The 13,989-nt window shown below is 46.1% G+C and carries 13 protein-coding genes; 7 read left to right on the forward strand and 6 right to left on the reverse strand.

The annotated features are described in order from the left end of the window. Window positions 1-165 precede the first annotated feature (165 nt). From M1P97_RS18730 to M1P97_RS18760, 7 genes are all read left to right on the forward strand, one after another. The gene (locus M1P97_RS18730; protein WP_249389865.1) at window positions 166-1,533 is read left to right on the forward strand and encodes a TolC family protein; all 1,368 of its coding nucleotides are present in this window, start codon (window positions 166-168) and stop codon (window positions 1,531-1,533) included. A 27-nt stretch (window positions 1,534-1,560) separates the two neighbouring features. After that, window positions 1,561-2,808, forward strand: coding sequence for an efflux RND transporter periplasmic adaptor subunit (locus M1P97_RS18735; RefSeq protein WP_249389935.1), 1,248 nt, complete (start codon window positions 1,561-1,563; stop codon window positions 2,806-2,808). 15 nt (window positions 2,809-2,823) lie between these two features. After that, on the forward strand, window positions 2,824-5,229 hold the full coding sequence (locus M1P97_RS18740) for an ABC transporter permease (protein WP_249389866.1): 2,406 nt from the start codon (window positions 2,824-2,826) through the stop codon (window positions 5,227-5,229). A gap of 20 nt (window positions 5,230-5,249) precedes the next feature. Further along, window positions 5,250-5,915, forward strand: coding sequence for an ABC transporter ATP-binding protein (locus M1P97_RS18745; RefSeq protein ID WP_195374467.1), 666 nt, complete (start codon window positions 5,250-5,252; stop codon window positions 5,913-5,915). A gap of 20 nt (window positions 5,916-5,935) precedes the next feature. Further along, window positions 5,936-8,359, forward strand: a complete 2,424-nt coding sequence (locus tag M1P97_RS18750) for an ABC transporter permease (RefSeq protein WP_249389867.1) — start codon at window positions 5,936-5,938, stop codon at window positions 8,357-8,359. Between the two features lie 105 nt (window positions 8,360-8,464). After that, a complete protein-coding gene (locus M1P97_RS18755; RefSeq protein WP_249389868.1) occupies window positions 8,465-8,728 on the forward strand; it encodes a hypothetical protein in 264 nt (87 codons plus the stop codon). Beyond that, window positions 8,716-9,033, forward strand: a complete 318-nt coding sequence (locus M1P97_RS18760) for a type II toxin-antitoxin system RelE/ParE family toxin (protein ID WP_249389869.1) — start codon at window positions 8,716-8,718, stop codon at window positions 9,031-9,033. The genes M1P97_RS18755 and M1P97_RS18760 overlap by 13 nt, the downstream gene beginning before the upstream one ends. Before the next feature lie 47 nt (window positions 9,034-9,080). On the opposite strand, the gene M1P97_RS18765 is transcribed toward M1P97_RS18760, so the two are convergent. The 6 genes from M1P97_RS18765 to M1P97_RS18790 all read right to left on the reverse strand — a co-directional run bounded on the left by M1P97_RS18765 (window position 9,081) and on the right by M1P97_RS18790 (window position 13,933). Continuing rightward, on the reverse strand, window positions 9,081-9,488 hold the full coding sequence (locus M1P97_RS18765; protein ID WP_249389936.1) for a PaaI family thioesterase: 408 nt from the start codon (window positions 9,486-9,488) through the stop codon (window positions 9,081-9,083). Window positions 9,489-9,495: 7 nt separating this feature from the next. Then, entirely contained in the window at window positions 9,496-9,729 is a 234-nt protein-coding gene (locus M1P97_RS18770) for a DUF2442 domain-containing protein (RefSeq protein WP_195374517.1), read from the reverse strand. Beyond that, a complete protein-coding gene (locus M1P97_RS18775; protein WP_195374463.1) occupies window positions 9,722-9,973 on the reverse strand; it encodes a DUF4160 domain-containing protein in 252 nt (83 codons plus the stop codon). The genes M1P97_RS18770 and M1P97_RS18775 overlap by 8 nt, the downstream gene beginning before the upstream one ends. A 1-nt stretch (window position 9,974) precedes the next feature. Then, entirely contained in the window at window positions 9,975-11,453 is a 1,479-nt protein-coding gene (gene cysS / locus M1P97_RS18780) for a cysteine--tRNA ligase (protein ID WP_195374462.1), read from the reverse strand. Between the two features lie 88 nt (window positions 11,454-11,541). After that, a complete protein-coding gene (locus tag M1P97_RS18785; RefSeq protein WP_082212172.1) occupies window positions 11,542-11,952 on the reverse strand; it encodes a Fur family transcriptional regulator in 411 nt (136 codons plus the stop codon). A 1-nt stretch (window position 11,953) separates the two neighbouring features. Continuing rightward, entirely contained in the window at window positions 11,954-13,933 is a 1,980-nt protein-coding gene (locus M1P97_RS18790) for a heavy metal translocating P-type ATPase (protein WP_249389870.1), read from the reverse strand. Between the last annotated feature and the right edge of the window lie 56 nt (window positions 13,934-13,989).

The raw sequence follows: 13,989 nt of genomic DNA on the forward strand, positions 1-13,989 counted from the left end.
GAGTTCTGAACGAACTAAGTCTTTTCTTATGTCTTTCTAGCAGACCGTAAAAATATTTGACAATCAGGCGTCAAATATTTTTACACTTGATAATCCTTTTCTTTTTATATCCATTGATAATCTGTCTGTTGTAAATGTGGCACGCCTTTTGCCCCCTTCATTTACATGATGAAAACACAAATAACAACAAAATATGGATTAAGGCTTGCCTGCTTGCTGCTTGCAGGTTGTCTATCGGAAATACATGCACAGACTGCCTGGTCGGTCGATTCCTGTATGCAGTATGCCGTGGAGAGGAATGTCAGCCTGAAAAACAGCAGGCTCGACACCCGTATTGCCCGTGAAGATTTTGCTGCTGCCATTGGCGACTTTCTGCCTTCAGTGAGTACGACGGGCGCTTTAGGAAAACGTTTGGGACGTTCAGTCGATCCTAAGACAAATATGTATACCTCTTCCTCTTTTCTTGAAAGTACGATGGGACTGGATATCTCTTTGCCGGTATTCGATGGTTTCACCCGTGTGAACCGTGCACAGTTTACCCGCCTGAACCAACAGATCAGCGGCCTGACGGAGAAAGTCGAAGAAAACCGGATCGCGTTTGAAGTGATGGATGCCTATTATCTCCTTCTTTTTGAAAAGAAGATGTATGAACTGGCCTCCGAACAGCGTAAACTGAGTGAGCGATATCATGAGCAGATGCAGGAGTTTGTAGAATTGGGTCTACGTGCCCCATCCGATTTGCAAGAGGTGAAAGCCCGGTTGCAGTCTGATATCTATCAGGAAACGGTGAAAGAGAATAGCTGTCGTTTATCGTTACTGGCCCTTAAAGAGTTGTTGCAGATGAGAGGGACGGACACGCTGGCGATCGGTGGGGATGAAATTATTGCCCGGGAAATCCCCCTTATACAGGATTTTTCGGCAGAAGATGTTTATTTGCAATCGGAGGAGGCTTTGCCCCAGTTCCGGATTATGGATTTACGGGAAAAGGCATCCCGTAAGTCGTTGGCAATTGCTTCGGGAGCTTTTTCTCCTTCTATCCGGGCCGAGTTCAGCCTTTATTCCGGCTATTATGATACTGAGAGGGATGCGCAAGGGCATATCACCTCTTTCGGCGATCAGATGAAGAATAATCTGAATAAATATATTGGAGTCCGTGTTTCTATTCCGATATTCAGCGGACTGTCGCGTCTCACTTCAGTACGGAAAGAACGTTTCCGTCTTCGTAAAATAAGGAACGATAACGACCGGCAACGTATCTCCTTATATAAGGAAATAGAAGATGCCTGTCTGTCCTTACAGGCTGCTGCACAGGAACACTGGCAGGCAGAATTGCAACTTCGTACCGCCACCACTACCTTGAAGGAGAATGAGGAACGATGGGAGGAAGGCCTGATCTCCGTATTCGAACTGATGGAAAAGCGAAATCTTTATATTTTGGCAAAAGCAGAGCTGATGCGGACACAATTGCAATATGACCTGAAAGACCGGATGGTGCGGTTCTATCAGTCCGGATCATTTTTAGGAATAAAATAAACACAATAATATACTATGAACAACAACATGGATACCCCGGTCGAACGGAAATCCCGTTTGAAGAAGAAAGATATTTACGCAATGACAGGAGGAATATTCCTGGTTATCTGTATTCTTTATTTTATCTTTCGCGATACCTCTTCTTCCATGAAGGTGGATAAAGAGCGGTTGACCATTTCTTCTGTCACTTTAGGAGAATTTAATGACTATATTCGCGTAATCGGCCAGGTGATTCCTGATCGTATCATTTATCTGGATGCTATCGAGGGAGGACGCGTAGAAGAGCGCCTGATTGAAGAGGGTGCACAGGTGAAAGCCGGAGATGTAATTCTCCGACTGAGTAATCCATTATTGAATATCGGTATCCTGCAAAGTGAAGCCGACCTGGCCTATCAGGAAAACGAACTTCGCAATACCCGCCTGAGTATGGAACAGGAACATCTTCGTCTGAAACAGGACCGAATCGATCTTAGTAAGGAATTGGTTCAGAAGGAACGCCGCTATAAGCAGTACGAGCGTCTTTACAACAAACAACTGTTAGCCCGTGAAGATTATCTGCAGGCGAAAGAGGATTATGATGCAGCCCGTGACCAGCTGGATGTAGTAGACCAACGCATCAAACAGGACGACCTGTTCCGTAGTAGCCAGCTGGAAAGTCTGGATGAGAATATCCGTAATATGAAACGTAGCCTGGCATTGGTTCGTGAACGTTTGGAAAACCTGAAAGTGAAAGCTCCGGTGAGCGGTCAGTTAGGAAACCTGGAAGCCCAGATCGGACAGTCTATCGCCCAGGGCGAACGGATCGGTCAGGTCATTACTCCGGAACTGAAAGTGGAAGCCAAGATAGATGAACATTATGTGGAACGTGTCATGCCGGGCCTGCCTGCCAGCTTTGAACGCGAAGGGAAACTGTTCAATATGGAAGTGACTAAAGTATACCCGGAAGTGCGCGAGGGCCAGTTCCGTACAGACCTGCATTTTACTGCAGACCGTCCTGAAAACATACGTGCCGGACAGACCTATCACCTCAATCTGCAACTGGGTGATCCGGTACAGGCTATCTTGGTTCCCCGTGGTAGTTTTTACCAGGCAAGCGGTGGCCAGTATGTGTATGTGGTGGATGAAGATGAAACGACTGCCCGTCGCCGTCCGGTGAAGATCGGCCGTCAGAACCCGCAGTATTATGAAGTAACCGAAGGGCTGAGGCCTGGTGAGAAGGTGATTATTTCCGGCTATGAATTGTTCGGTGAGAATGAACGTTTGATAATCAGATAATAAAGAGATAAAAGTATGGATTACCTGTCACAAGTCATAAAAAGCCAGCGGGCCCGGAAATCTCTTTCTGTGGTTAACATATTGGGCTTATCCGTTTGTATCTCCGCTGCCCTGTTGATTCTGCTCTATGTCCGTTTCGAACTGAGCTATGATACCTTCCATGACGGGGATCGTATCTACCGGGTGGAAAGTCGCCTGTACGATGGGGAAACACTGACCGACAACTGGGCGACGACCTCCTTCGGGCATGCTCCGGCTATGAGCCGGGAAATTCCAGGCATTGAGAAGTTTGTACGGTTGACGGCACAAGACCGGGAACAAGTAGTCACTTATCAGGATAAACAGTTTGCTGAGGACCGGTATTGTTATGCCGAACCTTCTTTCTTTGAACTATTCAATTTCCCGGTGATAGAAGGGGAGAAGGAAGGCCAACTGGAACGTCCCAACACGGTTGTCTTGACAACGAGTGCCGCCCATCGTTATTTCGGAGGGGCGGAACCATTGGGTAAGATTCTGACTTTCCGTACAGCTACGGCAGAGCAGAACTTTGAGGTTACAGGCATAATTGAAGATATGCCCGCCAATTCGCATCTGCATTATGATTTTCTGCTTTCGTACGCTACCATTCCTAAGGAACGACAGGATATCTGGTATATTCATGGCGTTTATACGTATGTCCGCCTGGAACCGGGAAAAAGTCCGGAAGAAATTGAAACCGCTTTCCGTGCGATCTCCGAGAAGTATAAGACTGCTGCATTGAAACATAAGAACTGGCGGGTCGAGTTGATCCCGTTGAAAGATATCCACCTGACTCCGCAGAAGTCGTATGAGAAAGAGGCGAAAGGCAGTCGTACAGCTGTATATATCCTTTCTGTAATGGCTGTGGCCTTGCTTTTGATCGGTTGGGTGAATGCGCTGAATCTGATGGTTGCCCGTTTTCTTGAACGTGGAAAAGAGTTCGGTGTCCGAAAAGCGTTCGGTGCTTCCCGCAAACAGATGCTTTTCCAGGGATTGATAGAAGCCGGAATTGTGAATTTGCTGGCAGCTCTGATCGCCCTGGGATGGTTGGAGGTGCTGCTTCCTTTCGTTTATACATGGGCCGGACAGGACTTTGGAGCGAATACCTTGTCGCAACCGAGTTTCTGGGGCATTGTGGGGACGGTGGTTGCGGCAGGAACATTATTTATCGGGATATATCCGTCTTGTCTGTTGATGGGTATTCGCCCTTCGGATATTATGCGTGGTAAATTGCTGCATAGCCGGAAAGGAAATACGATACGGAAAGCACTGATCGTTGTACAGTTCGTAGCTTCGTTTATTTTGATAACGGGAACGTTTGTAGTTGTCAGCCAGGTACGTTATATGGAAAATGAAACAGCATCTGCTTCTTTTAAACAGATATTGGTATTGAAATATCCTTCTTTTACCGATGAAATGTTGGCCAAGATGGAGAGTTTTAAGAAGCAACTGAAACAGAAACCTTATATGCGACAGGTGACCGTTTCGGGTGCTGTACCGGGTGTGGAGGTGGCCAATTACTTCACAAACCGCCCGTATGGGAGCGATCCGACCGATGTGAAGCTTATTCAGATGTTTGCCGTCGATTACGATTATCTGTCGACCTATTCGCCTGAAATGGTTTGTGGAAGAGGTTTCTCTGAAGAATACGGGGATGAACTTAATAAAGTCGTCCTGAATGAAGAAGCTGTCCGTCTGCTTGGATTCCCTTCCGGCGAAGCTGCTTTGGGGAAACAACTCACTATGGAAGTGGTGGAAGATCCGCTTCAGATAATTGGGGTGGCAAAAAATTATCACCAGCAATCACTGGCAGTTCCTTATAAACCGATCATCTTCTTTATTAAAGAACGGGTACCGTTTATCGGGACACCTTATATCTCTCTTCAGATGGATGGGAAGATCGATGCCACACGATTGGCGGAGATCGAACAAACATATCGTGATTTTTTCCCGACTTCGTTGTTCTCTTATTTCTTCCTCGATGATTTTAACAATTACCAGTATAAAGATGACAGGAACTTTGGTTGGATGTTTGCCTGTTCCGCCCTGCTGGCTGTTTTTGTAGCTTGTTTGGGATTATGGGTAGTGACGTTCTTCTCCACAATGGCGAGGGTGAAAGAAATCGGTATCCGGAAAGTATTGGGAGCCGGGAAAGCAAATCTTTTTGTAGTTTTGACGCGTGAATTATTACTCCTTACGGTACTGGCCTCCGTGATTGGTATCCCTGTTTCCGCGTTTTTAATGAACAGTTGGCTGGAAGGTTATGCGTTTCATATCTTGCAGCCCTGGTGGGTGTATGCCGTTGCTTTCGCTTTACTGATGTTTATTGCTTTCCTGACGGTGGTTCGCCAGGTGTGGCGTATCATTCGCCTGAAACCGATGTATATATTAAGGAGTGAATAATTTATAAAACAGAAAACTATATGATTAGAACAGAGAACCTGTCTATGCTCTTCACAACTGAAGATGTACAGACCAAAGCATTGAATGAAGTCAGCCTCGAGATAAAGCAAGGCGAATTTGTAGCTATCATGGGACCTTCGGGGTGTGGTAAATCCACCTTGCTGAATATCCTGGGAACATTAGACTCGCCCACCTCCGGTAAATATTACTTCAATGATAAGGAGATCGATAAGATGGGCGAAAGCCAGCTTACTTCTTTCCGCAAAGGGAATATCGGCTTTGTCTTCCAGAATTTTAATCTGATAGATGAACTGAGTGTTTTCGAGAATGTGGAGCTACCGCTAGTTTATCTGAACGGAAAGAAGAGCGAGCGTAAAAAGAAAGTGATGGAAGTGTTGGAACGCATGAATATCGCCCATCGTGCCGGTCATTTCCCGCAGCAGTTGTCGGGTGGTCAGCAGCAGCGTGTGGCTATTGCCCGTGCTGTGGTAACCGACTGTCCGTTGATCCTGGCCGATGAGCCGACCGGTAACCTGGATTCGACCAACGGTGTCGAAGTCATGGAATTGCTGCGTGAACTGAATAATCAGGGCACGACCATCGTGATTGTTACTCATTCCCAGCGTGATGCTACTTATGCACATCGTGTAATTCATTTGCTGGACGGACGGATCGTATCCAAGTAACAAACAATAAAACAAACATTATGATTATATCTAATTACTGGAATAGCGCGCTCCGAAGCCTAACGAAGAAGAAAGGCTTCAGCGCGCTCAATATCATCGGCCTGGCAATCGGTATGGCTGCCGCCCTGTTGATCCTGACTTATGTGGCTTTCGAATATAGCTATGATGATATGCATAGCCGTGCCGACCGTATCTTCCGGGTGGAAGCCCGCTTCTACGAGAACGGTGAACTGACAGATAACTGGGCATCCAGTTCCGCCGGTTATGCCACAGCCATGAAGCGTAACCTGGCCGCTGTGGAGGATTATACCCGTGTCGGTAGCCAGTATTATCCGGAACAGATCGTTAAATACAATGAACTCCTGTATCGCGAAACAGGCATTGGCTATGCTGAAAAAAACTACTTCGACTTCTTTGATTTTGAATTGCTGAAGGGAGATAAAAACACCTGTCTGGCCGGCCCGAATAAGGTTGTGATCACCGAACGCATCGCCCGCAAATATTTCAAAGAGGCCGATCCGATCGGTAAGATACTGATCTTCCGCAGTAATATCGGTGAAGAAGCCTGCGAAGTGACCGGTGTTATGAAAGATATGCCAATCAACTCGCACGTGCGTTATAGCATGATGATCTCGTATGAAACCCTCCCGAAGTGGATGGATGAATACTGGTATCGTCATGAAGTATATTCGTATGTCTTGTTGAAATCCGCTAATCTGAAGAAACAAGTGGAAGATGCTTTCCCCGCCTTGGCAGAGAAGTATAAGACAGAAGATGCGTTGAAAAATAAAACGTGGGCAATCGAATTGACCAACCTGCGCGATATCCACTTGACTCCTCAGAAGGCTTATGAACCGGAGACGAAAGGTAATACTTCATCTATGCTGGTGCTGATCTGTACGGCACTGGCTATCCTGTGCATTGCCTGGATCAATTATATCAATATGACGGTTGCCCGTTCGATGGAACGTGCCAAGGAGATCGGTATACGCCGCGCTTCGGGAGCCGGACGACGGCAGATTGTGGCACAATTCCTTTTCGAATCGTTGGTGACGAACAGTATTGCCTTTATCCTGGCTATCGGGCTGATGGAGGCTTTGATGCCTGCCTTCAACAACCTGACCGGTCGCGATCTGGGCTTCTCCGTCTGGGTGACGACTTCGTTGGGATGGATGCTGCTGCTTATTTTTGCTTTGGGCGTATTTTTGTCCGGTTTCTATCCGGCCACAATCCTTTCCGGTATCAAGCCGATACGCATGCTAAAAGGGAAGTTTACTCATACGAAGAATGCAACGATTACACGTAAGGTGTTGGTTGTGTTGCAATATACAGCCTCACTGACCTTGCTTTGCGGAACGCTGATCGTGTATGCACAACTGCAATTTATGCGGGATGCATCACTTGGGGTTCGGGTGGATCAGACACTGGTGTTGAAGTTTCCGGCCCATTGTGAGGAGTTATCTACAAAGTTGGAGGCAATGAAAAGAGAACTGAAGTCTCTGCCGTCTGTAAAGAATGTCACTGTTTCCGGAGCCGTTCCCGGAACAGAGGTGGCCGACTTCCTGTCTATCGTTCGCCTGAGCGATGCAACCAAACAGACCCGTCTGCTGGAGATGCTTAGTTGTGATGTCTATTATCTGGATGCATACGACCTGGAGTTTGTGTCCGGCCGTGGTTTTGCAGAAGACTTCGGAGGGGATGTTTATAATATAGTTTTGAATGAAGCAGCCGTCCGTACGTTGGGCTTTGCTTCTGCCGATGCTGCCATCGGGGAACGTCTCTCTGTAGAGACTGTCGACCAGCCGATGCAGATCATCGGTGTGGTGAAAGATTATCATCAGCAATCCCTGAATAAGGATTACACTCCTATCTTGTTTGCCTTGCATGATAAGTTGAGCTGGATGAAGCAGCGCTACATTTCTGTGGTAATGGAAAACGGTAATCCCCGTGAATTGGTGAAACAGGCGGAGTCTGTCTGGAACCGTTATTTCCCCGACTCCAGTTACGATTACTTCTTCCTTGACCAATTCTTCGACCAGCAATATCGTCAGGATGAAGTGTTCGGTTTGATCGTTGCCCTCTTTGCCATACTGGCCATCTTTATCTCTTGCATGGGCCTTTGGGTATTGGTGATGTTCTCCTGCTCGACCCGTGTCCGTGAAATGGGTATCCGTAAAGTGTTGGGTGCATCAAAATTACAGTTGTTCTACGAGCTGGGGCGTGAGTTCTTTATCCTGATCGGCATTGCGATAGTCATCGCCCTTCCTTTGTCGTGGTGGGTGATGGATGGCTGGCTAAGTCATTTCACTTTCCGTACCGACTGGAAAGCCTGGTTCTTCCTGGTCCCGGTAATTTTGTTGTGTGTGATTTCCTTGTTGACCATAAGCTGGCAGACTGCTAAAACAATTTTTAGTAAACCTGCACGGTCGTTGCGGTATGAATAGAGACGGTTCACGAACTGTCCTATAAAAAATGTACATCTCTTGCTTTTTATGGAGCAAAGATGTACATTTGCTTCTGTTTCAAATACTAAAGGAAGGGTATAGATTATGACACAACTAGAATTACAGGCTCGTAAACTGAATCTCATACAGGATATTATCAACACGGTCGATAATGACGAGTTGCTTTCCCGTCTGGAAGTCGCTTATAAAAAGATAAAGAAACTTGCTTCGACTGAAAAGCAAAGACCTTGTGTTTATACCTTGGAAGAGGTGAATAAACGCCTGGATGAGGCAGAGAAGGCTGATAAGGAAGGCCGTTTCATAAGCCATGAGGATATGTTGAAAGAAGTAGAGTCATGGATAGACTGATAATTCAATGGTTGGCAACAGCACAGGAAGACTTACGGGCTATACGTACTTATTATATGGATAATGCTGGAAAGAGAGTTATGCATAACCGTATAAAGAAGATAGTGGATAGCGTGTCATTGTTGTCGAATAATCCTTATTTAGGAAAAGAAGAGCAAAAGCTCGTCGGGAGATCTCAACAATATAGATTTCTTGTTTGTGGAGATTATAAGGTATATTATTATATACGTGATAATAAAGTGAAGATTGCATTGTTATGGGACTGTCGTCAGAACCCTTTACGATTATCGGATAGACTGAAATAAGGAAAGGCTTATACACGCAACATGTATAAGCCTTTTCATTATATAATTTATTCTATCGGCTCAAACGGCAGCTCCGTGTCCTTCCGGTATCCGGAGCCGCTGAATGTAGCGATCAGGTCGCCTGCTTCATTCCTAATATTGACCTCACAATTGGCCAGCCTTTTGTGGCTGAACACTTCTTTTGCTTCGGCATAGAGGAATCCTTTGCTTTCCGCTTTGAAGAAGTTGATATTGGAGGTGATGGATAACGTAAGGCGTGCATGGCTGTTAGTAGCCGCAGCAAAAGCCAAGTCGGCCAGTGTAAAGATGGCTCCTCCCTGGCAGACGCCGCCTCCGTTCAGATGCATCGGCTTTATTTCCATACGGGCTTTGGCATAGCCATTGCCCGTTTCTAATAATTCAACTCCGGCAAATAATGCAAATTTGTCGCCCTGAAGAAATTCGTTGATCGTCATATCCTGCTTACAAATTATCAAGTGGTGAGCGTTTTATCAGAAGCGGATAGCGTTCGGGATGCTTTAAGCTCTCTATTTCTAAATCCACATCCAATGCCGGCCATGCAATTGCTGAACGGCCTGATATCTCTACATTCAAGACATCACTGATGCGTGCATCTCTCAGCCAGGGTATCCGGTTGTAAGAGAGGAAATAATCATTTCCTAATACGGATAGCATTATCCCCTGGGAATTAATCATCAAGACGCTTGCCGATGTGTTCCGTGAATTTGCATTTAAACTCGTCTCCATATTGCTCTACTATTTGAGTTATATTTTTAATCTCTTTACTATTAAATCCGTAGTTCTCTACTAATTCAATAACAGGTTCCAGCCAAAACTTGGCTTCGTTTTCAGCTTTTATAACATGAATATGCTTCCTCTCCTCTTCATTGGAGTATATCTTGAAGATATATCCATTTTCTCTTCTGAATATAGGACTCATATCATTTACTTAACTTCCATTCTGCTCCGTCCTTGGTATCCTTTATCTCGAATCCCATAGCTGTTAATTCATTACGGATCTTATCGGAAGTCGCCCAGTCTTTGTTCGCTTTAGCCTGTTGGCGGATCGTAAGTAATAAGTCTACCGCTTTACCGAATGTTTCATAACTATCGCCTCCGGCAGATGCTGCTTCATCCTTCATTCCTAAGATATCGAAAAGGAACGTATGGAATACTTCCTGAAGTTCTTTCAAGTCTTCGGCAGAAATAGTCTCCTTACCATCTTTTACCGAGTTGATAGCACGGGCGGCATCAAACAGATGGGATATAACGATCGGAGAGTTCAGGTCGTCATTCAATGCATCGTAGCATTTCTTACGAAGGTCTTTTACATCTACTGTCGAAGTCTCCGAAGCGGTCAGTTTTTGTAAATGATTATAAGCGTCCATCAAACGGCTCAACCCTTTTTCTGCAGCTTGCAATGCTTCGTTGCTGAAGTCTACCGTGCTGCGGTAGTGGGCCTGCAGGATAAAGAAACGGATCGTCATGGCCGAATAAGCCTGGCTGAGCGTCTTGTGATTGCCTGAGAAGAATTCATCCAGTGTGATGAAGTTTCCCAACGATTTACCCATCTTCTGGCCGTTGATCGTGATCATATTGTTATGCATCCAGTAATGAACCATATCGTCACCCTGTGAAGCGACCGCCTGCGCGATTTCGCATTCGTGATGCGGGAAGATCAGGTCCATACCGCCTCCATGAATATCGAAATGCTCTCCGAGGTATTTCTTACCCATGGCTGTACATTCGCAATGCCATCCCGGGAAACCATTACTCCACGGAGAAGGCCAGCGCATGATATGCTCCGGTTGTGCACATTTCCAAAGGGCGAAATCGATCGGATTACGCTTTTCTTCCTGTCCGTCCAATGTACGGGTCGTGTTCAGCATATCCTCGATATTACGGCCGGAAAGAACACCGTAGTTATGATCTTTATTATATTTCTCGACATCGAAATAAACCGAGCCTTCACTTTCGTAAGCATATCCGTTGTCGAGAATCTTCTTTACCAGTTCGATCTGTTCGATGATATGACCGGAAGCATGCGGTTCGATACTGGGAGGAAGCACGTTGAGGGCTTCCATCGCCTTGTGGTAACGGTTTACGTAAAACTGTACCACCTCCATCGGTTCCAACTGTTCCAGACGGGCCTTTTTCGCCACTTTGTCTTCGCCATCATCGGAGTCATGTTCCAGGTGGCCGACGTCGGTTATGTTGCGTACATAGCGTACTTTATATCCTATATGAGTAAGATAACGGAACAACAGGTCGAATGTGATGGCCGGACGGGCATGTCCCAGATGCGCATCTCCGTAAACCGTCGGTCCACAGACATACATGCCTACGTGGGGTTCATGCAACGGAATAAACTGTTCCTTCTTTCTTGTGAGCGTGTTGTAAATACTTAATGGATGTTCCATATCTGTTTTATACTTTAATGGTTGCTTTGCCTTCACCTGTATTTTCCTGAATATCCGGGAAGACAGACCGCAAAGATAATGTCTTTGTCTATTTTGAGCAATCTTCGCAGCAACCTTTTAACACGTAGTTGATACTTTCCAGGGTGAAATTACGTGGTAGCTGTACGGTCGGGACGGGAATATTCCGCAGACAGAAGGTCCTGTGACATTTCTGGCAATAAAAGTGCGCATGCAGCTCTTCTATCGAACAATTACAATCTTCGCCACATACCGAGTATTTCAACGAACCCGATCCGTCGTCGATGCAATGGATCAGGTGGTGATCGAGAAAAAGATTGATAGTCCTGGACACGGTAGATTTATCTACCGTGTCCAGATAATTTTCCAGATCGAGCAGGCTAAAGGCCCGTTCAAACTCCATCATTGCTTTTAATACAAGCAGGCGGATAGCCGTCGGTTTGATCTCTCTCTTGTTCAATATGTCTAAATAAGCATCCATATCAATCCTGTTTATTAGTCTTTAAAATTCTTACGGCATTAAGGATGGCCAATAGAGCGACACCGACATCTGCAAAAACAGCCTCCCACATGGTTGCTATGCCTCCGGCTCCCAGGATCAATACAATCAGTTTGACGCCGAATGCCAACGCAATGTTCTGCCATACGATCTTACGTGTAAACTTACCGATTCGGATCGCCGTAGCCACTTTGCCGGGCTGGTCGGTTTGTATCACTACGTCTGCCGTCTCAATTGCCGCATCGCTTCCCAATCCACCCATCGCAATGCCTATGTCGCTCAGGGCGAGCACCGGAGCGTCGTTGATGCCGTCGCCTACAAAGGCTATCCGGTTCTCCGGATTCCGTTTCAGTTCTTCCAGGCGAGCGACTTTGCCTTCCGGCAGAAGATCGCCGTATGCATGCGGTATCCCTAAACGGCTAGCTAATTTAGAAACAATTATTTGTTTATCTCCGGATAATATCTCCAGGTTATTAATATTTAATTCTTTTAATTGTTTAATAGCTTCTACCGCATCCTCTTTGGGCGTATCGGCAAGCAGGATATGACCGGCATACTGACGGTCGATGGCACAGACAACCACGGTATCTGAATTTTGTTTCATGCCGTTGAAACAGTTGTTTCTCCTAGGTGAAACAGTTGTTTCAATAGGGTGAAACAATATTCCTTCCGAGTCCAACAGGCGGGAGTTGCCAACCAATACCTCTTTCCCATCGACTACTGCTTTTAATCCGTAGCCTGCCAGTTCGGTCGTATCGATGGTTGTGTCGATTTCCACCTGCTGTTCCCGAGCGTATGCCACGATTGCCTTGGCAATAGGATGGTTGCTCCGGCTTTCGACAGAGGCAATGATGCGAAGCAGTTCCTTTTCGGAAATATGATCGGCGGCAGATAAGGATTGTACCTCGAATATCCCTTTGGTCAGTGTCCCGGTCTTATCGAATACGACTGTATTGATTTTGGTGATGGCATCCAGATAGTTGCCCCCTTTAAATAAGATTCCTTGCCGCGAAGCAGCCCCGATCCCTCCGAAGTAGCCTAAAGGGATACTGATAACCAGCGCACAAGGGCAGGAAATAACCAAAAATACAAGTGCCCGGTACAACCAGTCGTTGAAAATGAAAAGGAAATCCGGTTGTATCTGTGAATATAAATAAGGAAGTAGGACGATCAGGAAAGCCAGGCCGGTTACGATCGGCGTATAAATACGTGCAAATTTTCGGATGAACAGTTCCGCCGGAGCTTTTCGTTCCGATGCATTCTGTACCAGTTCGAGAATACGTGCCAACGCACTTTGGTTATACGGTTTTGTCACTTCTATCCGAATCACTTTGTCGGTTACGATCATACCAGCCAGAACCTCTTCATCCCGGTGAATAGTACGTGGCATACTTTCTCCGGTAAGGGCGGCTGTATTGAATGCGGCAACCTCACTTAATAACTTCCCGTCAAGGGGAACTCTTTCTCCCGCTTTCACTTCAATGATTTCTCCGGGAAGAACATCTGTAGGAGCGAGGGTAATCTGTTTGTTATTGCGGATGACCGTTGCCGTTTCAGGCCTTACATCGAGCAGGGCACTGATATTCTTGCGAGCTTTAGCTACCGCATTCTCCTGGAAGATCTCACCGATGGAATAGAACAACATCACGGCAACCCCTTCCGGATATTCACCGATATAGAAAGCACCGAGTGTGGCAATACACATAAGTGTGAATTCACTGAAAATATCTTTCTTCCGTATGCTTTCTATCGCTTCCCTGATCACCGGAAGCCCGACAGGCAGATAAGCCAACAAATACCAAGCGAACCGTGCAGTCTCATTATTGAATAATTCTACATCGGTCTGTTGCATATAAAGTCCGGCCAGTAGCATGACGAAAGAAACGGCTGGAAGTATGTAAGGCGGAAAGTGGTGTTGCTTCTCGGAATGCCCCTGACAATTACAACTACAAGAATGTCCCATATCTTTACCTGTTTTATACGTTTACTGATGCAAAGGTAGACAGAAAGGAGTGCAAC

Origin of the sequence: Parabacteroides leei, from assembly GCF_023369805.1 — a bacterium.
In the GTDB taxonomy this organism is placed as follows: domain Bacteria; phylum Bacteroidota; class Bacteroidia; order Bacteroidales; family Tannerellaceae; genus Parabacteroides; species Parabacteroides leei.

What these genes read in the sequence shown, in the direction of transcription:
- M1P97_RS18730 (WP_249389865.1), top strand. Translation starts at nt 166, where the DNA reads ATGATGAAAACACAAATAACAACAAAATATGGATTAAGGCTTGCCTGC.
- M1P97_RS18735 (WP_249389935.1), top strand. Translation starts at nt 1,561, where the DNA reads ATGGATACCCCGGTCGAACGGAAATCCCGTTTGAAGAAGAAAGATATT.
- M1P97_RS18740 (WP_249389866.1), top strand. Translation starts at nt 2,824, where the DNA reads ATGGATTACCTGTCACAAGTCATAAAAAGCCAGCGGGCCCGGAAATCT.
- M1P97_RS18745 (WP_195374467.1), top strand. Translation starts at nt 5,250, where the DNA reads ATGATTAGAACAGAGAACCTGTCTATGCTCTTCACAACTGAAGATGTA.
- M1P97_RS18750 (WP_249389867.1), top strand. Translation starts at nt 5,936, where the DNA reads ATGATTATATCTAATTACTGGAATAGCGCGCTCCGAAGCCTAACGAAG.
- M1P97_RS18755 (WP_249389868.1), top strand. Translation starts at nt 8,465, where the DNA reads ATGACACAACTAGAATTACAGGCTCGTAAACTGAATCTCATACAGGAT.
- M1P97_RS18760 (WP_249389869.1), top strand. Translation starts at nt 8,716, where the DNA reads ATGGATAGACTGATAATTCAATGGTTGGCAACAGCACAGGAAGACTTA.
- M1P97_RS18765 (WP_249389936.1), bottom strand. Translation starts at nt 9,488, where the DNA reads ATGACGATCAACGAATTTCTTCAGGGCGACAAATTTGCATTATTTGCC.
- M1P97_RS18770 (WP_195374517.1), bottom strand. Translation starts at nt 9,729, where the DNA reads ATGATTAATTCCCAGGGGATAATGCTATCCGTATTAGGAAATGATTAT.
- M1P97_RS18775 (WP_195374463.1), bottom strand. Translation starts at nt 9,973, where the DNA reads ATGAGTCCTATATTCAGAAGAGAAAATGGATATATCTTCAAGATATAC.
- cysS (WP_195374462.1), bottom strand. Translation starts at nt 11,453, where the DNA reads ATGGAACATCCATTAAGTATTTACAACACGCTCACAAGAAAGAAGGAA.
- M1P97_RS18785 (WP_082212172.1), bottom strand. Translation starts at nt 11,952, where the DNA reads ATGGATGCTTATTTAGACATATTGAACAAGAGAGAGATCAAACCGACG.
- M1P97_RS18790 (WP_249389870.1), bottom strand. Translation starts at nt 13,933, where the DNA reads ATGGGACATTCTTGTAGTTGTAATTGTCAGGGGCATTCCGAGAAGCAA.